This window comes from Variovorax sp. OK212 (assembly GCF_900112425.1).
GTDB lineage: Bacteria > Pseudomonadota > Gammaproteobacteria > Burkholderiales > Burkholderiaceae_C > Variovorax.
On the sequence record NZ_FOLP01000017.1, the window covers coordinates 61674 to 86892 of the forward strand.

22 protein-coding genes are annotated in these 25219 nt (G+C 70.8%); 17 read left to right on the forward strand and 5 right to left on the reverse strand.

Annotation, left to right across the window (positions count from 1 at the left end; genetic code table 11):
* The first annotated feature begins 105 nt into the window (after nt 1-105).
* From BM004_RS31725 to BM004_RS31750, 6 genes are all read left to right on the forward strand, one after another.
* Nucleotides 106-807, forward strand: a complete 702-nt coding sequence (locus BM004_RS31725; RefSeq protein ID WP_093219289.1) for a DUF3348 domain-containing protein — start codon at nt 106-108, stop codon at nt 805-807.
* Nucleotides 804-3506: a DUF802 domain-containing protein gene (locus BM004_RS31730; protein ID WP_093219293.1), complete on the forward strand. Its 2703-nt coding sequence runs from the start codon at nt 804-806 to the stop codon at nt 3504-3506. The genes BM004_RS31725 and BM004_RS31730 overlap by 4 nt, the downstream gene beginning before the upstream one ends.
* The gene (locus BM004_RS31735; protein WP_093133662.1) at nt 3506-4168 is read left to right on the forward strand and encodes an OmpA family protein; all 663 of its coding nucleotides are present in this window, start codon (nt 3506-3508) and stop codon (nt 4166-4168) included. The genes BM004_RS31730 and BM004_RS31735 overlap by 1 nt, the downstream gene beginning before the upstream one ends.
* Nucleotides 4161-4784, forward strand: a complete 624-nt coding sequence (locus BM004_RS31740; protein ID WP_256220134.1) for a DUF2894 domain-containing protein — start codon at nt 4161-4163, stop codon at nt 4782-4784. Before BM004_RS31735 ends, BM004_RS31740 begins: the two co-directional genes overlap by 8 nt.
* Before the next feature lie 79 nt (nt 4785-4863).
* Nucleotides 4864-5319, forward strand: a complete 456-nt coding sequence (locus tag BM004_RS31745) for a MarR family winged helix-turn-helix transcriptional regulator (protein ID WP_093219298.1) — start codon at nt 4864-4866, stop codon at nt 5317-5319.
* 57 nt (nt 5320-5376) lie between these two features.
* The gene (locus BM004_RS31750; protein ID WP_019657755.1) at nt 5377-5802 is read left to right on the forward strand and encodes an organic hydroperoxide resistance protein; all 426 of its coding nucleotides are present in this window, start codon (nt 5377-5379) and stop codon (nt 5800-5802) included.
* Between the two features lie 78 nt (nt 5803-5880).
* Here BM004_RS31750 and BM004_RS31755 read toward each other — a convergent pair whose 3' ends face one another.
* Nucleotides 5881-6780 (reverse strand): LysR substrate-binding domain-containing protein, encoded by a 900-nt coding sequence (locus tag BM004_RS31755; protein ID WP_256220135.1) that lies wholly within the window; start codon nt 6778-6780, stop codon nt 5881-5883.
* A gap of 170 nt (nt 6781-6950) precedes the next feature.
* On the opposite strand from BM004_RS31755, the gene BM004_RS31760 reads away from it, so the two are divergent.
* From BM004_RS31760 to BM004_RS31775, 4 genes are all read left to right on the forward strand, one after another.
* Entirely contained in the window at nt 6951-7940 is a 990-nt protein-coding gene (locus BM004_RS31760; RefSeq protein ID WP_093219300.1) for a Bug family tripartite tricarboxylate transporter substrate binding protein, read from the forward strand.
* A 10-nt stretch (nt 7941-7950) separates the two neighbouring features.
* Nucleotides 7951-9390 (forward strand): N-acyl-D-amino-acid deacylase family protein, encoded by a 1440-nt coding sequence (locus BM004_RS31765; RefSeq protein WP_093219422.1) that lies wholly within the window; start codon nt 7951-7953, stop codon nt 9388-9390.
* Between the two features lie 118 nt (nt 9391-9508).
* Nucleotides 9509-10633, forward strand: a complete 1125-nt coding sequence (locus tag BM004_RS31770; RefSeq protein ID WP_177206668.1) for a DUF2855 family protein — start codon at nt 9509-9511, stop codon at nt 10631-10633.
* Nucleotides 10634-10667: 34 nt separating this feature from the next.
* Nucleotides 10668-11702, forward strand: coding sequence for a serine/threonine protein kinase (locus tag BM004_RS31775; RefSeq protein ID WP_093133644.1), 1035 nt, complete (start codon nt 10668-10670; stop codon nt 11700-11702).
* Here the strand turns inward: BM004_RS31775 and BM004_RS31780 are convergent.
* Nucleotides 11693-12598, reverse strand: coding sequence for a LysR family transcriptional regulator (locus tag BM004_RS31780; protein WP_093219305.1), 906 nt, complete (start codon nt 12596-12598; stop codon nt 11693-11695). The two genes, BM004_RS31775 and BM004_RS31780, sit on opposite strands and share 10 nt — an antisense overlap.
* A 100-nt stretch (nt 12599-12698) precedes the next feature.
* On the opposite strand from BM004_RS31780, the gene BM004_RS31785 reads away from it, so the two are divergent.
* From BM004_RS31785 to BM004_RS31795, 3 genes are all read left to right on the forward strand, one after another.
* Entirely contained in the window at nt 12699-14390 is a 1692-nt protein-coding gene (locus BM004_RS31785) for an acyl-CoA dehydrogenase family protein (RefSeq protein WP_093219308.1), read from the forward strand.
* Between the two features lie 34 nt (nt 14391-14424).
* Nucleotides 14425-15411: a Bug family tripartite tricarboxylate transporter substrate binding protein gene (locus tag BM004_RS31790; protein ID WP_093219310.1), complete on the forward strand. Its 987-nt coding sequence runs from the start codon at nt 14425-14427 to the stop codon at nt 15409-15411.
* A 299-nt stretch (nt 15412-15710) separates the two neighbouring features.
* Nucleotides 15711-16856 (forward strand): CaiB/BaiF CoA transferase family protein, encoded by a 1146-nt coding sequence (locus BM004_RS31795; protein ID WP_093219313.1) that lies wholly within the window; start codon nt 15711-15713, stop codon nt 16854-16856.
* Nucleotides 16857-16871: 15 nt separating this feature from the next.
* On the opposite strand, the gene BM004_RS31800 is transcribed toward BM004_RS31795, so the two are convergent.
* Nucleotides 16872-18209 carry a UDP-glucose dehydrogenase family protein gene (locus BM004_RS31800; protein ID WP_093219315.1) on the reverse strand — a complete coding sequence of 446 codons (1338 nt, stop codon included), beginning with the start codon at nt 18207-18209 and terminating at the stop codon, nt 16872-16874.
* Nucleotides 18210-18314: 105 nt separating this feature from the next.
* Between BM004_RS31800 and BM004_RS31805 the strand changes: the two genes are divergently transcribed.
* The 4 genes from BM004_RS31805 to BM004_RS31820 all read left to right on the forward strand — a co-directional run bounded on the left by BM004_RS31805 (nt 18315) and on the right by BM004_RS31820 (nt 22294).
* Entirely contained in the window at nt 18315-19340 is a 1026-nt protein-coding gene (locus tag BM004_RS31805; RefSeq protein ID WP_093219317.1) for a glycosyltransferase family 2 protein, read from the forward strand.
* Between the two features lie 61 nt (nt 19341-19401).
* Nucleotides 19402-20427 (forward strand): hypothetical protein, encoded by a 1026-nt coding sequence (locus tag BM004_RS31810; protein ID WP_093219319.1) that lies wholly within the window; start codon nt 19402-19404, stop codon nt 20425-20427.
* Entirely contained in the window at nt 20417-21175 is a 759-nt protein-coding gene (locus tag BM004_RS31815) for a hypothetical protein (protein ID WP_093219322.1), read from the forward strand. Before BM004_RS31810 ends, BM004_RS31815 begins: the two co-directional genes overlap by 11 nt.
* Before the next feature lie 3 nt (nt 21176-21178).
* Entirely contained in the window at nt 21179-22294 is a 1116-nt protein-coding gene (locus BM004_RS31820; protein WP_093219324.1) for a glycosyltransferase family protein, read from the forward strand.
* A gap of 37 nt (nt 22295-22331) precedes the next feature.
* Here BM004_RS31820 and BM004_RS31825 read toward each other — a convergent pair whose 3' ends face one another.
* Entirely contained in the window at nt 22332-24050 is a 1719-nt protein-coding gene (locus tag BM004_RS31825; protein ID WP_093219327.1) for a hypothetical protein, read from the reverse strand.
* A gap of 141 nt (nt 24051-24191) precedes the next feature.
* A complete protein-coding gene (locus tag BM004_RS31830) occupies nt 24192-25196 on the reverse strand; it encodes a Bug family tripartite tricarboxylate transporter substrate binding protein (protein ID WP_093133621.1) in 1005 nt (334 codons plus the stop codon).
* Between the last annotated feature and the right edge of the window lie 23 nt (nt 25197-25219).

Here is a 25219-nt window from a genome sequence, read left to right on the forward strand (position 1 = left end):
TTCGAGGCCCCGTCCCATGGACGCGTCAGGGGCTGTAACGGGGCCGGCCAGCGAGGGCCTTCGGTGTAGACTGCCGAGTTTTTCGAACGGGCGGTATCTGGCTGTATGGCGCAAGTTTCAGGGCGCACAGGATTCAACGGCTCGGCGCTCACCCGCTTGCTCTCCCGACTCTGCGAAGTCGATGTTCGCGAACCCCGGCAAGTCACCGCGGACCGCCTGAGCCAATGGTTCGGGTGGACCGATGCCATCTCGTTGTCTGCTGCATTGAATGGCACCCCGGCGGCCTCGTCGCCCGGGCCCTCCGGTGCACGCACGTCCGCCAGCGCCGAGGAAAGCGAATGTAAGCGCGTGCGGGCCGCACTGGCCACCGCCATCGCGGAAGACAGCACCTTCCTGCCGTCGCCGGTTCGCGACGCCGCCATGGACCCCGCCGTTCCCGTCGCGTTCTCGCCTTTCCGCCAGCGCTACCTCGCCCGCCAGCAGGCGATGGAAGCCGGCGTCGGCCCGCTGCGCGGCAAGCTGCGCGCGCGGCTGGCGGGCCGCTCGCCCGCGATGGCGCGGCTTGCCTCGGTGGACGTGGTCATGGAGCAGGTGCTCGGCGCGCAGGAGCGCACCCTGCTGGCCAGCGTGCCCGCGCTGCTCGAAAAACACTTCAAGCGCCTGCGGCAGGCAGCACCCGACGCATGGCTGGACCGGTTCCGCCAGGACGCGCGCGACGTGCTGCTGGCCGAACTGGACCTCCGATTCCAACCTGTAGACGGGCTGCTCGAAGCCCTTCGCGCAGGGCACAAAGACACTCTTCAATGAACAGATTCCTTCATCACGCGGTCATGGCCGCGGGCCTGGCCGTGGTCGCCTGGGCCGGCGCGGGCTACATCGGCTCCAACCCGCTGGCGCTGGCCGTCACGCTGCTGGTCGGCGCGTTCTACGTCATGGGCGCGCTGGAGCTGCACCGCTTCCACCAGGCCACGTCGACGCTCACGAAGGCCGTGACCGAGCTGTCCGCGCCGCCCGCCAGCCTGGGCGCCTGGCTCGGCCAGCTGCACCCGTCGCTGCAGAACGCGGTGCGCCTGCGCATCGAGGGCGAACGCGTGGGCCTGCCCGGCCCGGCCATGACGCCGTACCTCGCGGGCTTCCTGGTGCTGCTGGGCATGCTGGGCACGTTCCTGGGCATGGTGGTCACGCTCAAGGGCACGGGCATCGCGCTGGAAAGCTCGACCGACCTGCAATCGATTCGCGCCTCGCTCTCCGCGCCCGTGAAGGGCCTGGGCCTGGCCTTCGGCACCTCGGTGGCGGGCGTGGCCGCATCGGCGATGCTGGGCTTTGCCTCGGCGCTGAGCCGCCGCGAGCGCCTGCAGGCCGGGCAGTTGCTCGACAGCAAGATCGCGACCACGCTGCGCCCGTACTCGCAGGTGCACCAGCGCGAGGAGTCCTTCAAGCTGCTGCAGCGCCAGGCCGAGGCCATGCCCGCGCTGGTCGGCCAGCTGCAGGACATGATGGCCGCGATGGAACGCCAGAGCCTGGCGTTGAACGATCGCCTGGCCGCCGGCCAGGACGGCTTCTACGGCCGCACCGAAGCCGCGTACGCCGGCCTGGCCTCGTCGGTCGACAAGTCGCTGCAGCACAGCCTGACCGAGAGCGCGCGCATCGCGAGCGCGGCGATCCAGCCGGTGGTCGAAGCCACCATGGCCGGCATCGCGCGCGAGACGGCGTCGCTGCACGACACGCTCGCGCAAACGGTGCAGCAGCAACTCGACGGCCTCTCCAGCCGCTTCGAGGCCACCACCGGCCGCGTGGCGGACACCTGGAAGCTGGCGCTCGCCGAGCACCAGCGCACCACCGAGACCCTGTCCAGCGACGTGCGCGGCGCGCACGACCGGCTGGCGCTGGCCTTCGGCGAACGCTCGGCCGCGCTGGTCGACAGCGTGGCGGCGCGGCTCGAAAGCACCGTGGGCAGCGTGTCGGACACCTGGGGCGGCGCGCTCGCGCAGCACCAGCTGGCCAGCGAGAAACTGTCCGCCGATACGCAGCAGGCGCTCGTCGCCGCGGCAGCCACCTTCGAGCGGCACTCGGCCTCGCTGCTGGGCACCGTGGGCCAGGCGCACACCGCGCTGCAGACGCAACTGGCATCGCGCGACGAGCAACGGCTCTCCGCGTGGACGCAGTCGCTGGCATCGATGGCCGAGTCGCTGCGGCAGGAGTGGCAGCAGGCCGGCGCGCACACGCTCGACCAGCAGCAGCACCTGCTGGAGACCATGGCGCGGACGGCGCGCGAGATGTCGGCCCAGACCGAAGCGCATGCGAAGAGCACCACCGCCGAGATCGCGCAGCTGCTGCAGGCCGCCGCGGAAGCACCACGTGTCGCCGGCGAAGTGATGGCCGCGCTGCGCGAGAAGCTCGCCGACAGCATGGACAGCTGGCAGGCCACGCTGGCCGAACACCAGCGCACGACCGAGACGCTGTCCGCCGACGTGCGCGGCGCACACGACCGCCTGGCCGAGACCTTCGGCAACCGCTCGGCCGCGCTGGTCGACGGCGTTGCAGCGCGGCTCGAAGGCGCTGTGGGCCAGGTGTCGCACACCTGGGGCAGCGCCCTCGCGCAGCACCGGCAGGCCAGCGAGAAGCTGTCCGCCGACACGCAGCAGGCGCTCACCGCGGCCGCCGCCACCTTCGAACAGCACTCGGCCTCCCTGCTGGGCAGCGTGGGCCAGGCGCACGCCGAACTGCAGACGGAACTGACCTCGCGCGACGAACAGCGCCTGTCGGCATGGACGCAATCGCTCGCGTCGATCGCCGGTTCGCTGCACGACGAATGGCAGCAGGCGGGCGCAAGCACGCTGGGCCAGCAGCAGCAACTGCTGGAGACCATGGCGCAGACCGCGCGCGAGATGTCGGCCCGGAACGATGCGCACGCGAAGCACACCATCGCAGAGATCGCACAGCTGCTGCAGGCGGCCTCCGAGGCGCCGCGCGTCGCGGCCGAGGTGGTGGCCGAGCTGCGCCAGAAGCTGTCGGACAGCATGGCGCGCGACAACGTGATGCTGGAGGAACGCAGCCGCATCCTCGAGACGCTTTCCACGCTGCTGGACGCGGTGAACCATGCGTCCACCGAGCAGCGCGCGGCGGTCGATTCGCTGGTGGCCGCATCGGCCGACGTGCTCGAGCGTGTCGGCAGCCGCTTCACCGAGAAGATCGGCGAAGAGACGGAGAAGATGTCGACGGTGGCCGCGCAGATCACCGGCAGCGCCGTCGAGGTGGCGAGCATGGGCGAGGCCTTCGGCTTCGCGGTGCAGCTGTTCAGCGAGTCGAACGAGAAGATGGGCGCGCAGTTGCAGCGCATCGAAGGCGCGCTGGGCAAGTCGATCTCGCGCAGCGACGAACAGCTGGCGTACTACGTGGCGCAGGCGCGCGAAGTGATCGACCTGAGCATCATGTCGCAGAAGCAGATCGTCGAAGACCTGCAGCGCGTGGCCGACCGCCAGGCCGCCGTGGGCAGCGAAGCGTGATGCAGGACGACCTCGACGGCGGCGCCGAACCCGGCGTGCCGGTGTGGGCGGTGTTCGGCGACCTGATGTCGGGCCTGCTGGGCGCCTTCGTGCTGATCCTGGTGTGCGCGCTGGGCATGCAGCTCGAGCTGGCGACCAAGCTGGAGTCGGAGGTGCAGCAGCGCGAGGCCGAAGCCAAGCGCCGGCAGACGCTCGAAGAAGCGCTGGCGGGGCCGCTCGCGGCGGGCCGCGTGACGCTGACCAACGGCCGCATCGGCATCAGCGGCAACGTGCTGTTCGCCTTCAACTCGGCCGACCTGCAGCCCGAAGGCCGCCAGCTGCTCAAGAGCCTGGCGGCGCCGCTCTCGGCCTACCTGCGTTCGCGCGACGAGATCCTGATGGTGAGCGGCTTCACCGACGACCGGCAGATGCGCGACAACGCGCGCCAGTTCGCGGACAACTGGGAGCTGTCGGCGCAGCGCGCGCTGACCGTGACGCGCGCGCTGATCGAATCCGGCGTGCCGTCTTCCGCGATCTTTGCCGCGGCCTTCGGTGCCGAGCAGGCCGTGGCGTCGAATGCCGATGCCGACGGGCGCTCGAAGAACCGGCGCGTGGAGATGGCGCCAACGCCACGGCCTTCGCGCCCCGCGGGCACAGGCGAGGCCGCCAAGCCCCGTGGCTGAAGACACGGCCCTCGATCTCGCCGCGTGGCGCGAACGCGGCGACGACCGCTTCGACCCCGTGCGCTTTCGCTTCATCGAGGCAATGGCCCGGCGGGCGGCCGCGCACGACGGCGAGGCGCGGCGCCTGCTCGACGACAGGCTGGTGCTGCTGCTGGCGGCGTACGGCGAAGCGATGGAGAAGGCACGCGCCGCCGACGCGCCGGCGGAAGACGCATCGCCTTCGAACGCCGCGCTTGCCGAGCTGGTCGCGCACATCGCGCGGCATGCACCGCCGCCGGGCGAAGGCCTCGCGGCCCACGCGCCCGCGCCCGATCTCAAGGCCGTCACCTATTTCCGCAGCACCTGGTCCAAGCTCAGCGCCGAACGGCGGCTGAACCAGTCGCTGGCCAAGATGCCGGACAACGCCGGCCCGCTCAACTCGCACCACCTGGTGCACCGCGCGCTGATCCTGATGCGCGACCTCTCGCCGGAATACCTCAACCGGTTCATGTCGTACGTCGATGCCCTGCTGTGGATCGACCAGGCGAACGCCAGCATGGCCGCCGCGGCGGCCAGCGCGCCGCGCGCCGAGAACAGCAAGACCGCCAGGAAGACAGGCCGCAGCAAGGCCGCCTGAATCCGGCGGGAACATCCGCCGGAATCGACACTTTCCAATTACATTGCACGCAATTCAATTGCTCGCTACAATTCCACCCATGCGCTCCACCCAGGCCCCCACCGACGAAATGCTCAAGCTGGACAACCAGCTGTGCTTTGCGGTCTATTCCGCCTCGCTGGCCATGACGCGCCTGTACAAGCCCGAGCTCGAAAAGCTCCAGCTCACCTACCCGCAGTACCTCGTCATGCTCGCCCTCTGGGAGCAGGACGGCCCCACGGTCTCCGCGCTGGGCGAGCTGCTCTCGCTCGACTCGGGCACGCTCACGCCGCTGCTCAAGCGCCTGGAGGCCAACGGCTACGTGGCCCGCGTGCGCGACGTGGCCGACGAGCGGCGCGTGCACATCACGCTCACCGCCGCGGGCCGCAAGCTGAAGACCAAGGCCGCCAACGTGCCCGCCTGCCTCATGGCCGCCACCGAATGCTCGGTGCCGGAACTCATTGCGCTCACGCAGCAGATCCAGACGCTGCGCGACCGCATCAAGAAAGCCGCGTGAACGCGCGGCGAATGCGCATCTCCCCCGTCCCTTCATCACTCACCAAAGGAAATCACCATGACCACCAAGCTCGACAAAGTGCTCTACACCGCAGAAGCCCACACCGTCGGCGGCCGTGACGGCGCAGGCAAGTCCAGCGACGGCGCGATCGACGTCAAGCTGAGCTCGCCTGGCTCGGGCAAGCCCGGCACCAACCCCGAACAGCTGTTCGCGGTCGGCTACGCCGCCTGCTTCATCGGTGCGATGAAGGCCGTCGGCCCGAAGATCGGCGTGAAGGTGCCCGAAGACGTCGCCATCGACTCCAGCGTTTCCCTCGGCCCGACGAACGGCGGCGCCGCCTACGGCATCGCCGTGAAGCTGGCGATCACCCTGCCGGGCCTGGACGCCGAAGCCAAGCAGAAGCTGGTCGACACCGCCCACCAGGTCTGCCCGTACTCGAACGCCACGCGCGGCAACATCGACGTCGAACTGACGATTGCCTAAGTCCAGCGCGCGAGTCCAGCGCGCGAAAGACACAAGGGCGGCACCGGCAACGGTGCCGCCCTTTTTTCATGCGCCCGGTCAGCCCGCGCCGCCCGCCTGCGCGAGCAGCCATGCCTTGAAGATCTGCAGCGACTGCATCTGCGCCGACTCTTCCGGGTAGACGAGGTAGTAGCCCTTGGCGTAGCGATGCCGGTGACGCGACAGGCGCTTGAGCCGGCCCGAGGCCACCATGTCCTCGCCCATGTAAGGCGGCAGCAATGCCACGCCCATGCCGGCCACCGCCGCGTTGAGCGCCATCGACATGATTTCGTAGCGCGGCCCTTCGCGCGGTGCCGCGTCCGCGATGCCCTCGTGCCGGAACCATTCGTCCCATCCGTCGGGCAGCGTGTGATGGTGGATGAGCGCCGAGCGCGGCGTGTTCGCATCGACCTTCTTGCCATGCACCCTGACCCACGACGGCGCGGCATAGGGCGACAACTCCAAGGGCAAGACGAACTCGCTGTGCAGCCCCGCGCGCTGCCCATCGCTGAACTCGAGCGATGCATCGACCGGCGTGGCGCGAAAGTCGACCTGGCCCACGCGCGTGCCCAGGTTCAGCGTGATCTCGCCATGCGCGCGCGTGAAGGCCGGCAGGCGCGGAATGAGCCAGTAGCTGCCGACCGACGCGCCCACCGACAACGACAGTTCGCCGCCGCGCCCCTTCAAGGCCATGACAGTCGCCGTGGCGCGCTCCAGCCGCCGCAACAAGGGCGCCACTTCGCCGAGGTAGTACACGCCCGCCTGCGTGAGCGCCAGCGCTTCGCGGCGCCGTGTGAACAGCCGCACGCCGAGCCGGTCTTCGAGCGTCTGCACCTGGCGGCTCACCGCCCCTTGCGTGAGCCGCAACTCGTGCGCGGCGGCGGTGAACGAGCGCAAGCGCGCGCTGGCTTCGAGGCACAGCAGCGACATCGTCGAAGGGGCGCGGATATTTGTGTTCATGAGGAAAGCGCAACTTTGGCGCATACCGTCAAGCCCATCACCCAGGAAGCACCTTGAACATGCATGCGAAAACCTCATGCTAGACGCAGCAAACATGGTTTGTCCACGGTGCCCGCACCGATCAACATCGCGGCCATTCCTGCATGACTTCGACGATGAAAGGGCTTCCCATGCCAGAGCAATTTCCCACGCGCCGCGATGTGTTGCGGCTGGGTTCGGCCACCGCGCTGGCGGGCTTGCCGCTGATGTCGATCGCGGCCGCCTGGCCCGACCACGCCGTGCGCCTTGTCGTGCCCTCGGCCGCGGGCGGCTCGCCCGACGCGGTCTGCCGCCTGCTTGCCAACGAGCTGTCGAGGTCCCTGGGCCAGGCGCTCATCATCGACAACAAGCCCGGCGCGAGCGGCAACATCGGCATGATCGACGTGACGCGCGCCACACCCGACGGCTACACGCTGGGCTACGGCAACGTGGGCACGCTGGCCATCAACAAGGCGCTGTTCTCCAAGCTGCCCTACGACCCCGATCGCCAGCTGGTGCCCGTCGCATTGCTGGGCTACGTGCAGAACGCGCTGGTCGTTCGCAAGGACCTGGGCGTGCGCGGCGTGGCCGAACTCATCGCGCTCGCGAAGTCCAGGCCCGGCAAGCTCACCATGGGCTCGGCCGGCAACGGCACCACCGGCCACCTCGGCGGCGAACTGTTCAAGACCATGACGGGCACCGCCATCACGCACGTGCCCTACCGCGGCAGCCCGCAAGCCATACAGGACCTGATGGGCGGCCAGGTCGACCTGATGTTCGACAACCTGAGCTCGATCGCGCCGCACATCCAGGCCGGGCGGCTCGCGGTGCTGGCCGTGACGGGCGCGCAGCGCAGCGCGCTGTTCCCCCACATTCCCACCTTGGCCGAGTCGGGCGTGCCGGGCTACGACGTGGTGGCCTGGGGCGGCATCGTCGCGCCCGCGAAAACGCCGGGCGCCGTGGTCGTGCAATTGAACACGGCCATCAACGCCATCCTCTCCACCCCCGCCATGCGCGAGAAGTACGCGGCCATCGGCTTCGAACCGCTCACCGGCCCGCCGGAGCGCCTGTGGGAGCGTGTGGCGCGCGAGACACCGATCTGGGCCGACGTGGTGAAGCGCTCCGGCGCGCAGGTCGATTGAAGGCATGCCGATGCTCGACCTGATCATCGAAGGCGGCAGCGTGATCGACGGCAGCGCCGCGCCGCGCGTGCGCGCCGACGTGGGCGTGCATGAAGGGCGCATCGTGCGCATGGGCGACCTCGCGGACGTGGCGGCGCGCGAGCGCTTCGACGCGCGCGGGCGCATCGTGGCGCCCGGCTTCATCGACGTGCACACGCACGATGACCGCTTGCTGCTCGACGCGCCGCAGGGCGTGCACCCCAAGCTGTCGCAGGGCGTGACCACCGTCATCACGGGCAATTGCGGCGTGAGCCTGGCGCCGCTGTGCTCGCCCGTCGCACCGCCCGCGCCGCTCGACTTGCTGGGCAGCGACGCGTGGCGCTTCGAACGCTTCGGCGACTACCTCGACGCGCTCGAACAGGCACGGCCCGCGCTCAATGCGGCCTGCCTCGTCGGCCATTCGACCTTGCGCGTGCGGCACATGGCGCGGCTCGACCGCGTGGCCGACAGCGACGAAGCACGGCGCATGGCCGAAGACCTCGCCGACGCGTTGGCCAGCGGCGCCATCGGCCTGTCGACCGGCCTCTACTATCCGCCGGCGCGTGCCGCGAGCGCGCAGGAGGTCATCGCCGTGGGCGCCGCGCTGGCCGGCGCACGCGGCATCGTCACCATGCACATCCGCGACGAAGGCGACGCCATCGACGACGCACTGCGCGAGGCGCTGCAGATCGGACGCGCGCTGGGCGTGGACACGGTGCTGTCGCATCACAAGCTGGTCGGCAAGGCCAACCATGGCCGCTCGGTGCAGACGCTCGCGGCCATCGAGAAGGCCGCCGAGACGCAGCAAGTCTGCTTCGACTGCTACCCCTACAACGCCTCGTCGACCATGCTGCTGCCGGGCCGCGTGGCGCAGTCCGACGACGTGCGCGTGACGTGGTCGAAGGCCGACGCCAGCGCGGCCGGCCGCTCGCTGTTCGACCTGGCGCGCGAGCGGGGCCGCTCGCCCGAACAACTCGCAGCCGACTTGCAGCCCGCCGGCGCGATCTACTTCGCGATGAGCGAAGACGACGTGAGCCGCATCCTCGGCCACCCGATGGCCATGGTCGGCTCCGATGGCCTGGCGCACGACGTGAGCCCGCACCCGCGCCTGTGGGGCACCTTTGCGCGCGTGCTGGGCCACTACGTGCGCGAGCGCAAGCTGTTCTCGCTGGAGACGGCGGTGCACAAGATGACGGGCCTGAGCGCTCGCCGCTTCGGCCTGCGTGAACGCGGGTTGCTGACGCCCGGCCACCATGCCGACATCGTGGTGTTCGACGCGCAGCGCGTGGCCGACCGCGCGACCTTCGACCACCCGACCGAAGCCAGTGCCGGCATCGACGCCGTGTTCGTCAACGGCCGCCTCGCCTGCCGCGACGGCCGCACGACCGACGCGCATGCGGGGCGCGTGCTGCGCCACGGGCGTTCGGGCTGACTTTGCGCATGTCCCGCGCGTGACGCCGAAACGCGCCGCGCGGTAGCGCCTTTCACCGAGCTTGGCTAACGTCGCGGCCACACACACCACCCGCCACCCACTGCCGGAGCTTTCAGCCATGAGCACCACCAGCCTCCTGATCCGCAAGGACCAGCTCGCCACCACGCGCCTGCACACCGCCACCGACGAACCGCTGGCCGACGGCCAGGTGCGCGTGCGCATCGACGGCTTTGCGCTCACCTCGAACAACATCACGTATGCCGCCTTCGGCGACGCGATGAGCTACTGGCAGTTCTACCCGACGGGCGAGGACGACTGGGGCAGCATCCCCGTGTGGGGCTTCGCCAGCGTGGTGCAGTCGCTGCACCCGGGCGTGGCGGTGGGCGAGCGCCTGTATGGCTACTGGCCGATGGCCTCGGGCGCGGTGCTGAGCCCCGGGCGGCTGTCGCCCGAACGCTTCGCCGACGTGGCCGAGCACCGCGCGGCATTGCCCGCGGTCTACAACCAGTACTTCCGCTGCGCCAGCGACCCGCTCTACACCGCCGGCACCGAAGACCTGCAGGCGCTGCTGCGCCCGCTGTTCATCACCTCGTGGCTCATCGACGACTTCATGGGCGACAACGATTTCTTCGGCGCGAAGACGATGCTGCTTTCGAGCGCATCGAGCAAGACGGCCTACGGCACCGCCTTCCAGCTGCACCAGCGGCATGACAGCGAGGGCATCGAGGTGATCGGCCTCACCTCCCCCGCCAACGTGGCCTTCTGCGAAAGCCTGGGCTGCTACGACCGCGTCGTGACCTACGACGCGCTGGACACCATCGCGGCCGACACGCCCTGCGTGTACGTCGACTTCGCGGGCAACGGCGCGCTGCGCAACGCCATCCACGAACGCTTCGCGAACCTGAAGTACAGCAGCTCCATCGGCGGCACGCACGTGGAGCAGCTCGCGGCCAAGGGCGCGGGCAAGGACCTGGCCGGCCCGCGCGCCACGCTGTTCTTCGCGCCCGCGCAGATCAAGAAGCGCACCGGCGAATGGGGCGCCGACGAGTTCGGCCGGCGCATGGTCGCGGCCTGGCACCACTTCCTGGCCTCGGTCACCGGCGCGAAGAACCCCTGGCTGCACGCCGAGCACCACGACGGCGGCGTGGCGGTACAGGCGGCCTACGCCCACGTGCTCGCGGGCAAGGGCGACCCGCGCACCGGCCATATCCTTTCTCTTTGCAGGCAACCCGCGGGCGGTTGAGGGCGCGCGGGCGCCGTGTGGCGACAATCGCCGCATGACCCCTTCTTCCGCGGCGCCCGCGAACACCCATCCTTACGAGAGCCTCACGCCCGACGTGGTGCTCGACGCGCTCGCGACGCTCGGCCTGCACGGCGACGGCCGGCTCACCGGCCTGAACTCCTATGAAAACCGGGTCTACCAGGTGTTCCTGGAAGACCGCTCCGCCGTGGTGGTCAAGTTCTACCGCCCCGGCCGCTGGAGCGAGGCCGAGATCCTCGAGGAGCACGGCTTCTCGCTCGAACTGGCCGCCGGCGAAGTGCCGGCCGTGCCGCCGCTGGCCTTCGACGGCAAGACCCTGCACCACCACGCCGGCTTCGCGTTCAGCGTGAGCCCCTACCGCGGCGGCCGCGCGCCCGAGCTCGACGACTTCGAGGTGCTCGAATGGGTGGGCCGCTTCCTGGCGCGCATCCACACCGTGGGCAGCGCCAGGCCCTTCGAGGCCCGCCCCGCGCTCGACCTGCACACCTTCGGCCTCGACTCGCGCGACTGGCTGCTGGAGAACGACAAGATCCCGCTCGACGTGCAGCGCGACTGGGAAACGGCCTGCAACGCGGCGCTGGACATGGTGCGCCAGACCGCGCTGGCGCTGCAGCCGCCGGCCTCCGACTTCAAGCCCCGCAAGCTGCGCCTGCATGGCGACGTGCACCCCGGCAACATTTTGTGGACGCCCACCGACCGCCCGGGCGGCGGCCCGCACTTCGTCGACCTGGACGACGCGCGCACCGGCTTCGCGGTGCAGGACCTGTGGATGCTGCTGTCGGGCGACCGCGCGCAGCGCACCGCGCAACTGTCGGGCCTGCTCGACGGCTACGAGCAGTTCCGCGAGTTCGACCGGCGCGAGCTGGCGCTGATCGAGCCGCTGCGCACGCTGCGGCTCATTCACTACAGCGCGTGGCTGGCGCGGCGCTGGGAAGATCCGATCTTCCCCATCAACTTCCCGTGGTTCGGCTCCAGCGACTACTGGAAGGGGCAGATCCTCGTGCTGGAAGACCAGTGCGAGCAGATGGCCGAAGAGCCGCTCTACGCCTGACTTTCGGCGGCGGCGGCCGGAAGGCTGTCCGCCACGCCCTGCAGCAGCCGCTCGACCAGCACGTTGCTCGGCCCCGAGCGCCAGATGCCGTAGGCCTCCGACTGCGCCACCGGCCGGTCCAGCGGCCTGAACGCCGCGCCGCGCAGGGCCGAATGCCGCATCGCCTGCGGCACCAGCGCCACGCCCAGGCCCTGGGACACCAGCGACACCACCGCGAGCCAGTGGCGCACCTCGTGCCGCACCTCGGGCAGGAAGCCCGCGTCGGCGCAGATCGACAGGATGCGCTCGTGGTAATCGGGTGAGGCCTCGCGCGAGAACAGCACGAAGGGCTGGTCGCGCAGGTCGGCCGGCGCCAGCACCCGCTTGCGCGCCAGCGCATGCCCCACCGGCAGGCAGGCCACGAAAGGCTCCGACAGCAGCAACCGGTGCTGCAGCTCCAGCGGCACGCGGCGCGTGTGGGCAAAGCCCAGGTCGAGCCGGTCGTTCAGCAGCTCGGTGATCTGCACGCCCGAATTCAGTTCGCTCAGCGTGATGCGCACCGCGGGGTGCTTCTCCTGGAACGCGCGCAGCGCCTGCGGCAGGCCCCGGTACAGCATGGCGCCCACGAAACCGATGCGCAGCCGCCCGGCGGAGCCCAGCGCCACGTCGCGCGCCTCGATGGCGGCTTCTTCGGCCTGCAGCAGCACGCGCCGCGCCGACACGCGCAGCGCTTCACCCGCAGGCGTGAGCCGCACCTCCTTGCTGTTGCGCTCGAACAGCCGCGCGCCCACGGTCTCTTCGAGCTGCCGGATCGCCACCGACAGCGGCGGCTGCGAGATCGACAGGCGCCGCGCCGCCCGCCCGAAGTGCAGCTCTTCGGCGAGCACGGAGAAGTAGCGCAGGTGACGCAGTTCCATGAATAGTCAAATCGAATCGAACAAGACCAAATCGATATTAGACACGGATCGTCGTGGCTTCAACAATGCGCCAAACCAGGAAACCAAGGAGACAAAGCGCATGTCCGAGCACGCCCATCCGATCCCCGATCGCCACGGCCAGAACCTGTTCACCACCGACGCCGAGCTGCATGGCCTGCTCGCGCTCTACCTGCCGGACGACCTGCGCCGGCACATGCAGCCGCACTTCGAGCGCCTGGGCGGCCTCGCGGGCGGCCTGCTCGACGAACTGGCCGGCACCGCCGACCGCAATCCGCCCACGCTGAAGCAGCGCACGCGCACCGGCCTGGACGACCAGAAGGTCGTGAAGCACCCCGCCTACGTCGAGATGGAGCGCCTGGCGCTCGCCGAGTTCGGCCTGGCCGCCATCTCGCACCGCGACGACACGCTGGGCTGGCAGGGCAAGATGCCGCCGCTGGTCAAGTACGTGCTGACCTACCTGTTCGTGCAGGCGGAGTTCGGCCTGTGCTGCCCGGTGTCCATGACCGATTCGCTCACGCGCACGCTGAAGAAATTCGGCAAGCCCGAACTGGTCGCCAGGTACCTGCCACGGCTGACCTCGCTCGACTTCGACGAACTGGCGCAGGGCGCCATGTTCATGACCGAGCAGGCCGCCGGCTCCGACATTGCCGCCACCGCCACGCTGGCGCACCAGGAGGCCGACGGCAGCTGGCGCCTCACGGGCGACAAGTGGTTCTGCTCGAACCCCGACGCCGACTTTGCGATGGTGCTGGCGCGGGCCGACGACGGCCTCGCGGGCATGAAGGGCGTCTCGCTGTTCCTGCTGCCGCGCCGGCTGGACGACGGCAGCCTGAACCGCTACCGCATCATCCGGCTGAAGGACAAGCTGGGCACGCGCTCGATGGCCAGCGGCGAGATCCGCCTCGAAGGCGCCGTGGCGTACCTGGTGGGCGAGGCCGGCCGCGGCTTCGTGCAGATGGCCGACATGGTCAACAACTCGCGCCTGTCGAACGGCGTGCGCGCCGCGGGCCTGATGCGCCGCGCGGTGGCCGAGGCCGAGTTCATCGCCTCCGAGCGCCGCGCCTTCGGCCGCACGCTGGAGCAGATGCCGCTCATGCAGCGCCAGCTCGACAAGCTGCGCCTGCCGGCCGAGCAGGCGCGCACCATGGTGTGCCAGACCGCCCTGGCGCTCGCGCGTTCCGATGCGAGCGAGCCCGAGGCGTACGCGCTGCTGCGCATCCTCACGCCGCTCATCAAGTTCCGCGCATGCCGCGACGCGCGCAAGGTGACGGGCGACGCCATGGAAGTGCGCGGCGGCTGCGGCTACATCGAGGAGTGGAGCGACGCGCGGCTGGTGCGCGACGCGCACCTGGGCTCGATCTGGGAAGGCACCAGCAACATCGTGGCGCTGGACGTGATTCGTGCGGTGAAGCGCGAAGGCTCGCTGCCCGTGCTGCGCGCGCACTGCGAGAAGCTGCTGGCCGACGCTGCGCTCGCACCGGCTTTTGCCAAGGCCCTGCGCGACGCGCTCGCGCGCGCCGCCGCCCTGGCCGAGACCGCCGCGCACGAAGGCGGCGACGTGCTCGCACGGCAGGCCGCCTCGGCGCTCTACCACTGCACCAGCGCCATCGCGATGGCCTGGGAGGCCTCGCACAGCGGCTCCGCGCCGCGCCTGCGCTGGGCGCAGCTGGTGCTGCTGCACCGCGTGCTGCCGCGCGACCCGCTCTCGCCCGACGCCATGCCCGCCGACTGGAACACGACCGCCGAACGCAGCGCCGCGGCACTTGCCTGAGCCTTCCCCTGAACACAAGAACCGGAGACAACCCTTGAAACGCTCGACCTTCCTGCTGGCCGCCTGCGCCACGCTCTTCACCACGGTGCCCGCCGTCACCATCGTTCACGCGGCCGACGCCTTCCCCACCAAGCCGCTGATGCTGGTGGTGCCCTTCCCGCCCGGCGGCCCCACCGACGCGATGGCGCGCACGCTCGCCGCCGAGATGAAGGACCGCCTCGGCCAGCCCATGATCGTGGAGAACCGCGCGGGCGCGGGCGGCAACATCGGCGCCGAGTACGTGGCGCGCGCCGAGGCCGACGGCCACACGCTGATGTTCGGCACCTCGGGCCCGCTGGCCATCAACGCCAGCCTGTACCGCAAGATCAACTACGACCCGGTGAAGAGCTTCGCGCCCGTCATCCAGGTCGGCTACCTGCCCAACATCCTGGTGGTGAACCCCGCGCTGCCGGTGAAGAACGTGCCCGAACTCGTGGCCTACGCCAAGGCCAACCCCGGCAAGCTGAGCTACGCCTCGTCGGGCAACGGCGCGTCGTCGCACCTCGCGGGCGTGCTCTTCAACTCGGTGGCCGGCACCGACCTGCAGCACATTCCCTACAAGGGCACGGGCCCGGCGCTCAACGACCTGCTGGGCAACCAGGTCAGCATGACCTTCACCGACATCCTCACCGCGCTGCCCTACGTCAAGGCCGGCAAGCTGCGCGCGCTGGGCGTGGCCACGCTCGCCCGCTCGCAGGCGCTGCCCAACGTGCCGACCATCTCGGAGCAGGGCTACAAGGGCTACGACGTGAGCGTGTTCTTCGGCATCGTCGCGCCGGCCGGCACGCCGCCCGACCGCGTGGCCAAGCTGAACCGTGCCTTTGCGGAAGTTCTCAATTCACCGAAGGTGAAGCAGATGTTCGCCTCGCAAGGTCTGGAGGCACCGACCGATACATCGCCGCAGAAGCTCGGGCAGTTCATTGCGACCGAGTCGGTCAAGTGGAAGGACGTCGTGCAGAAGTCTGGGGCGCAGCTCGATTGAGGCTGTTGTTCAGGGCGGCGATCAGGCGGACGGGGTACCTTGCTCCGCGAATGTCCCCCGGGGCTGCGCGCCTCCTCCTTTATTTCGCTGCGCAAGGCACCCCATCGGCCTGGTCGTTTTCAGAGCCGGGGTTGATCGCAGGATCACCAGCAACGTGTCCACGTGCACAGGGCATCGGGTGCTCCCCGCAGCGAAATAAAGGGGGAGGCCGCAGGCCGGAGGACATTCGCGGAGGGGAGTACCCGGTGGCCTGAGCACGCGCCCCGAAAAAACCGAGCGCACAAACAAAAGGAACAGCAATGACACAACCCCAAGGCGCCCTCGCAGGCATCCGCGTCCTCGACATCTCAAGAATCCTCGGCGGCCCCTACTGCGGCCAGATCCTCGGTGACCACGGCGCCGACGTGCTCAAGGTCGAGCCCCCGCAGGGCGACGACACGCGCGCCTGGGGCCCGCCGTTCAAGGAAGGCGTGGCCTCGTACTACCACGGCCTGAACCGCAACAAGCGCGTGCAGCACCTCGACTTCTCCACCGACGAGGGCCGCGAGGCCTTGCTCGCGCTGGTCGCAGAGGCCGACGTGCTGATCGAGAACTTCAAGACCGGCACCATGGAACGCTGGGGCATCGGTTACGAGACGCTGTCGCAACGCTTCCCCCGCCTCGTGTGGTGCCGCGTGTCGGGCTTCGGCGCCGACGGCCCCTTGGGCGCCCTGCCCGGCTACGACGCCGCGGTGCAGGCCATGACCGGCATCATGAGCATCAACGGCGAGGCCGACGGCGGCCCGCTGCGCGTGGGCCTGCCGGTGGTCGACATGGTGACGGGGCTGAACGCGGTGATCGGCGTGCTGCTCGCGCTGCAGGAACGCCAGCGCAGCGGACGCGGCCAGTTCGTGGAAGCCGCGCTGTACGACAGCGGCCTGTCGCTGCTGCACCCGCACGCGGCCAACTGGTTCATGGACGGCACCGCGCCGCGCCGCACCGGCAACGCGCACCCCAACATCTACCCCTACGACGCGCTGGCCACCGGCACCGACCCGGTGTTCGTGGCGGTGGGCAACGACCGCCAGTTCGCCAGCCTGTGCCGCTGCATCGGCCTGCCCGCGCTGTCGGACGATCCGCTGTACCGCACCGCCGGTGCGCGCTCGGTGCACCGCGACGGGCTCAAGCAGCAGCTGGAAGCCGCCATGGCCGCGTTCGACGGCCGCGAACTGGTCGAGCAGCTCATGGCCGCCGGCGTGCCCGCCGCGCCGGTGCTGCCGGTCGATGCCGCGCTGCAGCACCCGCACACGCTGCACCGCGAGATGGTGGTCGAGATGCCGGGCGGCTACCGCGGCATCGGCGCACCGGTGAAGCTCAGCCGCACGCCGGCCAGCTACCGGCATGCGCCGCTCACGCCGGGCAACGCCTTCCTGCCCGGGGACGACTCGGCGCAAGAATCAGCGTAAACCTCAGCGCAAGATTCAGCGCAACAGTGAGCGCCCGCGGCCGATGCCGTAGTACGCGATGCCCGCGGCTTCGACCGTGGCAGCCTCGTAGAGGTTGCGGCCGTCGAAGATCGCGGGGCTGCGCAGCACCTGCGCGATGCGGGCGAAATCGGGCCGGCTGAATTCCGGCCATTCGGTCACCAGCGCCAGCGCGTCGGCGCCCTGCAGCGCCTCGTCGGCCGCGCCGCACCAGCGCACGCCCTCGTGCTCGCCGACGAGGTCGCGCGCCGTCGACATCGCCACCGGGTCGTACACCTGCACGCGCGCGCCGGCGGCGCGCAGGCGCTCCAGCAGCACGAGGCTCGGTGCATCGCGCATGTCGTCGGTGTCGGGCTTGAAGGCCAGGCCCCACACGGCGATGGTCTTGCCTGCGATGCGGCCTTCGAAGTGGTGCGTCATCAGCTCGAACAGCCGGCCCTTCTGCTCGTGGTTGGTGGCTTCGACCGCCGTCAGGATGCGCAGCGGATACCCGTCGCGCTCGGCCATGCGCTTCAGCGCCCGCACGTCCTTCGCGAGGCACGAGCCGCCGTAGCCCGCGCCCGCCTGCAGGAAGTCGGGCCCGATGCGCCGGTCCGCGCCGATGGCGCGCCGCACCATCTCGATGTCGGCGCCCGCATGCTCGGCCACGCGCGCCATCTCGTTCATGAAGCTGATGCGGGTGGCCAGCATGGCGTTGGCGGCGTACTTGGCGAGCTCGGCCGAGCGGCGGTCCATCACCAGCAGCTGCGCCGGGTTCTCGACGAAGGGCGCGTAGAGGCGGGTCAACACCTCGACGGCCCACGGGTTTTCCGAGCCGATCACCACGCGGTCGGGCCGCCGGCAGTCGCGCACCGCCGAGCCTTCGCGCAGGAATTCGGGGTTGGCCGCCACCGCGACGCGCAGCCGCGCGCCGCGCTGCGACAGCTCGCCGTTCAGCACCATCTCGACCTGGTCGGCCGTGCCCACTGGCGCGGTCGACTTGCACACCACCACCGCGTCGCGGTCGCGGTGCCGCCCGATGCCGGCGGCCACGGCCATCACGTGGCGCAGGTCGACCCGGCCTTCGGCATCGGCCGGCGTGTTGACCACGATGAAAATCACCTCGCCGTGCAGGCAGGCCGCGCGCTCGTCGGCGGTGAAGCGCAGCGTTCCCGCGGCAAGGCCGGCGGCCACCAGCGCTTCCAGGTCCGGTTCATGCAAGGGCATCAGGCCGCGCTGCAGGCCCTCGATGCGTGCGAGGTCGGCGTCGGCGCACAGCACCTCGTGGCCGGCCTCGGCCAGGCTGGCGGCGAAACTCAGGCCGACATAGCCGGCGCCGAAGAGGCTGACCTTCATCGGCGGCCTCGTGCCTGGTCACGGTGGGGGCACTGGTGGACAGCGCGGTTGTGCGATAAAAGCAGGATGGATTCTTTCAAAACCGTGTCCGGACAGGAAAATTCGATGATGCCCGATCAAGTTGCCGCGCGTTGCGCGCTGGTCCTGGAGACCAACAACCTGCGCGGCGGAGCGGACGCCGAGGCGAAGACGAGCACCAGCCTGCAGCGCCTGGTCGCCCTGCTGGCGCGGCAGAAGCTGCCGCTCACCGCGCTGGCGCAAGTGGTCGTCACGCACGACGGCCTGAGCCCCGCCACCTGCGAGGCCGTGAGCCGGCTCGCGGGCCGCCCGGTGGACTTCGTGCGCATCGACCACAGCACCGGCTACTACGACGCCAAGAACGTCGGCTTCGAGGCCACCGACGCGCAGCGCTGCACGCACGTGGTGTTCGCCGACGCCGACTGCCTGCCCGACGACGACTGGCTGCTGCAGATGCTGCTGCCCTTCACCCGGGCCGATGCCCCCGCCGTGGTCGCCGGGCGCACCAGCTACGCGGCCAACGTGGTGGGCACCGCGCTGACCACCATCGACTTCATGTACTTCCCCAACGCGGACCACGCCGGCGCCACGAGCAACTTCTACGCGAACAACGTGGCCTTCCGCCGCGAGGTGTTCGCGCAGCACAGCTACCAGGCGCTGGACGGCGTGTACCGCGCGCACTGCCAGGTGCTGGGCATGCGGCTGAAGGCGGCCGGCGTGCCGATCCACTACGCCGCGCAGGCCCACACCGAGCACCGCCTGCCCGACACGCGCGCCGAGGCGCTCAAGCTGCGCTGGATGCGCGGGCAGGACACCTATTCGCTCACGCCGCACCTGCTGCGCAGCTACGTGTCGCCGCGCTGGCAATGGCTCGCCAGAAGCGGGCCGATCGGTCCGCTGGCCGTGCTGTTCACCCGCCTGGGCTTCAGCGTGAAGGCGCTCAACCACCAGGACCTGCCGCCGCTGCGCGGCCTGCGCTGGCTGGCCGGCGTGGCGCTGATCCTCGGCTTCTCGGCCGTCGACATGCTGGGCGCGTTCGCGCGCGGCATCGGCTGGCACACCACGGGCCGCACCAATGCGGACGCCCAGGCGCTCTCGTACCACAAGCCCTGAGCGCCGCACTGCGCCTGCTCCCGCTCCTTTCCTTCCGTCAGAAGAACAACAAGACAAGACCATGCACATCCGCTCGTCCTTCATCGCCCGCCATCTTGCGATGGGTCTCGCGCTCGCGGGCGCCGCCACGCTGGCCCACTCGGCGAACCCAGCCAACGCCGCCGACTTCACCGGCCGCGGCGTCTTCAACTTCAAGTCCGAGGCCGGCTGCCCCTTCGCCGCGCTGGCGGGCACCGCCAACGACTGCAACCGCCTCGCGCTGGACGACCCCGAGACCCGCGCTGCGCTCGACGGCGCCGCGCACACCATCCGCTTCACCAACACGCGCAGCTACGCGGAGAAAACCATCGTCGGCGACGTGCTGCTGCAGGGCTCGGGCCAGTCGCGCGGCGGCCAGCGCGTGCCGCTGACCTTCCATGCGCTGCTGAGCCGTTCGGGCAGCGACTGGTCGGTGAGCAGCCATGCGCACTCGCCCGTGGGCGGCGAGTTCAGCGACATCCGCATCGACCCGTACCAGGTGGTGGTGAACGAGGCGAACAATGCCGATCGCCTGGTGCTCTCGGCCGACCAGGTGGTGGAGGCGCTCGCCAAGCCCTCGCTGACCGCGCGGCTGGCCAACGTGCTGGTGCAGGTGGACGACAACCGCACCGACGGCGCCAAGGACGCCGACATCACCATCGGCCTGGGCCTGAGCAAGGCCTCGAAGTCGGTGGCGCGCGCGCGCTTCCGTGCGCCGGGCGCCAAGGGCCACGAGCTGGCCGCGGCCATGCAGCAGGGCAACTGGACGCTGGAGCTGCAGGCCCTGAGCGGCCAGATCCCGCGCCAGGTGGTGCAGCGCGACCTGTTCCTGTACGGGCTCGAATCGCAGTCGCTGCTGCAACCGCTGCTGCAGCGCGGCTTCCACAAGAACGAGAAGCTGGTGCTGGGCGCCGCCAACGGCAAGGGCTATGTGCGCTACGACGGCCAGCAGCGCGAGTTCGCGGGCGCCGACGCCGCCGCGCGCGCGTTCTTGCAGGACAGCTTCATCGGGCTGGTGCTGGGCTGGCAGCAACAGCAGCCCGTGAAGGCCAAGGCCGATGGCCGCTGAGGCCGCCACCGCAGGCGGTTTCGACTGCCTCGCGCCGCCCGCCCTGCGCGGCTGGCCCGCGCTGCAGTCGCGCCTGGTGCACCACGTCAAGCGTGCCGCGCTGCACCAGCTGCATGCGAGCAACGCGGGCGAGATGCTGCTGCTGCGCTTCTACCTGGTGGGCGAGGAATCTTCCGAGCAGGCGCTGCAGCGCGAGCTGCGCATCGACCCGCCCGACTGGCTGGCGCGCCAGCTCGACCAGCACCTGGCCGACGAGCAGCTGCATGCGCGGCTGTTCGCGCAGGCCATCGTCGAGCGCGGCGGCAGCGCGCAGGCCGCCGCATCGCCCGAGGAGGCGCCGCGGCCCGACTGGCTGAGCCGCCGCAAGCTCGCGCGCTGGCAGGCGATCATCCGCCGCCACGCGCCGCACTTCGCGCACGGCGGGCTGGTGCCGGCCTATGCCATCGGTCTGTCGGCCGAGCAGATGGCCTCGCGCATCCTGCAGCGCCACTGCGCGCTGATCGGCGCGCAACATGCATTGCACCCGCTGCTGACGCGCGTGCTGGCCGACGAAGACCGCCACATCCGCCTGTGCACGCACACGCTGCAGCGCTGCGTGGCGCCGCCCGAGCAGGCGCGGCTGGCGCAGCTGATGCGCGAGGTGCGCGACACCGAGCGCGGCTTCGGCGTGACCGGCGCGCTGGGCATGTGGCTGGCCGGCGTGGCCCTGCGGTTGCGCCCCGGCGCGGCGCGGCGCGCACACGCCTGAGCGATGCCGCCGCGCATCCTCTACCTCGCGACCGCGGACGCGCGCGGCCACCTGATGCGCGCCCAGCTGCTCACGCACGCGCTGCGCGCGGCCGGCGCGCAGGTGCAGGTGCTCACCACCTCCGACGAAGGCGCGCGCTTCCTGGCCGGCTTCGGCATCGACGCGCCGGTGCTGTCGCGCCACTACGCGGTGCAGTTCGACGCGCAACAGAACATGCTGCGCCGCGAGACCGACCGCAACGTGGCGCACTACATGTTCCGCCCCGAACGCATGCTGCGCGACGTGTGGCGGCTGCGCGCGCAGTTCCGCGGCGCCGACCTGGTAGTGAACGACTCGTTCCACCCCGCGCTGCTGCTCATGGGCTGGCTGCCGTTCTGGCGGCGCAAGGTGGTGCACGTGTACGGCGCGAGCCTGCGCCGCGCGCTGGAGACCAACTTCAAGGGGCGCATGCCGGGCGCCGTCGCCAGGCTGTTCGGCGGCATCGTCGCGTGGCAGATCGACCGCAGCCGCGCGCGCATCGAGCACGACTTCGCGTTCGGCGAGCCGCAGCACGACGGCCGTGGCCGGCACCGGCTGGCCACGCCGGTGGCGGTGGTGGACGCCGTCGACCGCGGCAACGCGGCGCGGCCCGTGGCCGCCGTGTACCTGAACCCGCACTTCGAAGACCCGGCGCTGGCCGACGGGCTGGAGCAAGGCCTGGCCGATGCGGGCGTGCCGGCGCACCTCGTCGGCGAAGGCTATGCCCACCGCACGCACTGGCACGCGCGCGACGAGCACTGGATCGAGGCCGCGGCGCACAGCGCGTTCATCGTCTCGGCGCCGGGCATGGCGGCGCTGTCGATCGCGGCGGTCTACCGCCGTCCGATCCTGCTGCTGCTGACCGACCAGCCCGAGCAGGCGATCAACGCGGGGCGCGCGGCGCAGCTCGGCCTGGCGCACCGCGTGGTGGTGTGGCGCGGCGATGCGCCGAAGTTCGCGCGGGCCGTGGCCACGGCGGCCGGTGAGTTGCTGGCCTTGCCGGAGAGCGCGGCGAACTCCGCCGACGGGCGCCAGGGTGCGATCGACCGGCTGCAGCCTTGGGTCCAGCTGTTGTCCAGCCTTGCCGCACGCGACGCATGAAGGGGTGAATTCGGGGCGCTTCACGCCGCCGCGCCAGCTAGCCGGAAATCGCCCGCGCCGAATCGATCAAGGCCCGGAAGGCCCGCGTCATGGCGCGCACCGGATGCATCTCGGCCCAGGGCCTGGACGTCGCCTTCGGCGGCGCCGAGATCACGCCGCGCCCCATGCGCACGGACACCTGCAGTTTCCTCAGCGTGAAGCCCGGCCGCACGGCCATGCGCCGCAGGCCGCCGCGCGCGGTGTCCGCCACGGCGAACTGCAGCACCAGGCATTTGCGCCCCGCCGACGGCTCGATCTCGAACACCACGCTGCGCCTTCGCGCGCCCGTGCCGCGCTGGCCCGGCAGCACCATGCCGTCGAACAGCGCGAGCACGCTGGTGGTCTTGGCGTTGCTGCGGCAGTCGATGCGCACCTCCAGCCGGTAGGGCTGCTGGTGCCCGCGCGCGGCCGGCTGCGACAGTGAAGTCTGCGAAGGCAACGAAGGCAGCGAAGGCAACGGAATGACGAGGCAGGCCAGCTCGCCCTCGCTGCGCGCGCCCTCGCCGTCGAAGCCCGTCCAGCCGTGGCTGAGCCAGCCCATCGCGGGGCTGCCAGGATGGAACAGGTAGGGCCGGCCCGTCTGCAGCTCGGCCACCTCGGGCAGGCCCCGGGCCTGGTCGTCGAGGCCCCAGCGCGTGAGAAAGGCCTTGTCGATGGCCGCCGCGGGCCAGGCCGACAGGCCCGGCGCGGCATGCATGGCCTGCACCGTTCGAGCGATGCCGTTGCCGCACACCGCCGCCATGCAGTCCACCGACCCCAGCGACGCACCGACCGGGATCCAGCCCGAGCAGGACGGCGGCAGCTGCGCCGGCGCATTGCGGTCGGCATGGATCAGCGCGTGCGCCGGCTTGCGGAAGTAGCGCGCCTCGGTCAGCACGCTCGACGACAGGCTGGCCGCGAAGTGCACGTTGGCGGCCGACAGCAGCGCGTAGCTGTTCTCGTGCGTCCACGCCACGTTGGGAATGGCGCGCGCGATCGGGGCGAGGTCGTGCAGCGCGGGTTCGTAGGGGTGCGGCTTGACCACCAGCAGGTCGACGCCGCGGGCCAGCTCGCGCAGCGGCGCGATCACGCTCGCCGGGTGCATGGTGCGCCCGCCGCTCACCAGCGACAGGTCGACCAGGCTCTGGCCGAAGAACAGGCCCACGCGCAGGCGCGGGTCGAACAGCGCCGCCGCGCCGTGCCGCGCGAAGCGGCCCTTGAGCGCGCTCGCGTGGTTCCAGAACAGCTCTTCGTCCACCCGGCGCGCCAGCAGCGCGGCCTCGATCACGGGGTCGTTGGTGCGCGCGCAGAAGTGCAGGTGCTCGGTGAAGCGGCGCGGATCGATCTCGATGTCGAGGTAGCTCGCGCCCGCGCGGTCGATGCAGCGCTGCAGCGCCGGCGTGAGCCCCCAGCCGATGACCAGGCAGCCCGGCTCGAACAGCGGCAGCCCGTCCCGCCCGGACAGCCCGGCCAGCGGCGCCAGGTCGGCGATGCAGGCGCGCGCCCAGCCCGCCGGCGTGCAGGGCAGCTCCAGCCGGGCCATGAGGCGCGCCACGTCGATGCGCCCGCCTTCGGACAGCGGCGCGATCTCGCGCATCGGCAGCTCGAGCCGGCCCAGCGCGGCGTCGAAGAAGGCGCGCAGGAACCGGCGGTTGGCGACGTGGTACTGGAGCCCGTTGGCGGGGGAGCGGAAGAAGTCGTCCGCAAAAATGACGTGGTGGAACCGGCGAGTGGTCATCGGTTTCGGGAGGATCGGGCTGCCCGTTGCAGACCGTCCCGCCGACCTTTCCTGAGCGATGCGCCAATCTAGGCAGCCACTCTTAGCGCCGAATGAGAGCGGCGCGGCGTGCGCGCAAAGTTGCCGTAAAGGCCGGCCCGGTCAATCCAGGATCAGGTTCAGGTCGCGGATCAGCGGATGCCAGCGCGCCGACTCGCCCTGCAGCAGCGCCGCGAACTGCGCGGGCGCATCGCCCACGGGCTCGACGCCGAACTCGGCCAGCTTGCGCTGCACGGCCGGCGCGTGGATGGCGCTGGCCACCGACTGCTGCAGCCGCATCACCACCTCGCCGGGCGTGCTCGCGGGCACCACCAGCCCCATGAGCGCGGCGGCCTCCACGCGCGGCATGCCGAGCTCGGCGAAGGCCGGCACGCCCGGCAGTTCCGCCAGCCGCGTGGGGTGCGCCACCGCCAGCGGGCGCAGCTTGCCGCCCTGGATGAAGCGGCGCGACGCGGCCAGGTCGCACATCAGCACGGGCAACTGGCCGCCGGCCACGTCGGCCAGCGCGGGCGCGGCGCCGCGGTAGGGCACGTGCACCATCTCCAGCCCGGCCTCGCGTTCGAGCAGCGCCATGGCCAGGTGCTGCGGGCTGCCGGTGCCGGCCGAGGCGAAGCTGACCTTGCCCGGAAAGGCGCGTGCGTCCTCGATGAAGGCGCGCGCGTCCTTCACGCCGCTGGACGGGCCCACCAGCAGCACCATCGGCAGCCGGCCCAGCAGGGTGACGGGCGCGAAGTCGCGCGAGGGGTTGTAGCTGAGGTTGCGGTACAGCGCGGGGTTGAACACCAGCGTGCCGTTGTCGGCCGACAGCAGCGTGTAGCCGTCGGCCGGGGCACGCGCGGCCTCGATGGCTCCCAGCGCGGTGTTGCCGCCCGCGCGGTTCTCGATGGCCACCGGCTGGCCCGCGTCGAGCGCGAGCTGCGCGCCGATGGTGCGCGCGACGATGTCGGCGCCGGCGCCCGCGGGGTACGGCACGATCCAGCGGATGGGCCTGGCTGGATAGCCAGACTGCGCCGACTGCGCCGGTTGAGGCCTTGCCGCGCGGGGCAGCCCCAGGGCCGCCAGGGCGGCCATGGCCAGGAGTTGCAGCAGCAGCGGTCGGCGGGTCATGGGCGACGGTCTCCGAGGGAGCT

Coding starts and splice junctions, on each gene's coding strand:
- BM004_RS31725 (WP_093219289.1), top strand. CDS start 106: ATGGCGCAAGTTTCAGGGCGCACAGGATTCAACGGCTCGGCGCTCACC.
- BM004_RS31730 (WP_093219293.1), top strand. CDS start 804: ATGAACAGATTCCTTCATCACGCGGTCATGGCCGCGGGCCTGGCCGTG.
- BM004_RS31735 (WP_093133662.1), top strand. CDS start 3,506: ATGCAGGACGACCTCGACGGCGGCGCCGAACCCGGCGTGCCGGTGTGG.
- BM004_RS31745 (WP_093219298.1), top strand. CDS start 4,864: ATGCGCTCCACCCAGGCCCCCACCGACGAAATGCTCAAGCTGGACAAC.
- BM004_RS31750 (WP_019657755.1), top strand. CDS start 5,377: ATGACCACCAAGCTCGACAAAGTGCTCTACACCGCAGAAGCCCACACC.
- BM004_RS31755 (WP_256220135.1), bottom strand. CDS start 6,780: ATGAACACAAATATCCGCGCCCCTTCGACGATGTCGCTGCTGTGCCTC.
- BM004_RS31760 (WP_093219300.1), top strand. CDS start 6,951: ATGCCAGAGCAATTTCCCACGCGCCGCGATGTGTTGCGGCTGGGTTCG.
- BM004_RS31765 (WP_093219422.1), top strand. CDS start 7,951: ATGCTCGACCTGATCATCGAAGGCGGCAGCGTGATCGACGGCAGCGCC.
- BM004_RS31770 (WP_177206668.1), top strand. CDS start 9,509: ATGAGCACCACCAGCCTCCTGATCCGCAAGGACCAGCTCGCCACCACG.
- BM004_RS31775 (WP_093133644.1), top strand. CDS start 10,668: ATGACCCCTTCTTCCGCGGCGCCCGCGAACACCCATCCTTACGAGAGC.
- BM004_RS31780 (WP_093219305.1), bottom strand. CDS start 12,598: ATGGAACTGCGTCACCTGCGCTACTTCTCCGTGCTCGCCGAAGAGCTG.
- BM004_RS31785 (WP_093219308.1), top strand. CDS start 12,699: ATGTCCGAGCACGCCCATCCGATCCCCGATCGCCACGGCCAGAACCTG.
- BM004_RS31795 (WP_093219313.1), top strand. CDS start 15,711: ATGACACAACCCCAAGGCGCCCTCGCAGGCATCCGCGTCCTCGACATC.
- BM004_RS31800 (WP_093219315.1), bottom strand. CDS start 18,209: ATGAAGGTCAGCCTCTTCGGCGCCGGCTATGTCGGCCTGAGTTTCGCC.
- BM004_RS31805 (WP_093219317.1), top strand. CDS start 18,315: ATGATGCCCGATCAAGTTGCCGCGCGTTGCGCGCTGGTCCTGGAGACC.
- BM004_RS31810 (WP_093219319.1), top strand. CDS start 19,402: ATGCACATCCGCTCGTCCTTCATCGCCCGCCATCTTGCGATGGGTCTC.
- BM004_RS31815 (WP_093219322.1), top strand. CDS start 20,417: ATGGCCGCTGAGGCCGCCACCGCAGGCGGTTTCGACTGCCTCGCGCCG.
- BM004_RS31820 (WP_093219324.1), top strand. CDS start 21,179: ATGCCGCCGCGCATCCTCTACCTCGCGACCGCGGACGCGCGCGGCCAC.
- BM004_RS31825 (WP_093219327.1), bottom strand. CDS start 24,050: ATGACCACTCGCCGGTTCCACCACGTCATTTTTGCGGACGACTTCTTC.
- BM004_RS31830 (WP_093133621.1), bottom strand. CDS start 25,196: ATGACCCGCCGACCGCTGCTGCTGCAACTCCTGGCCATGGCCGCCCTG.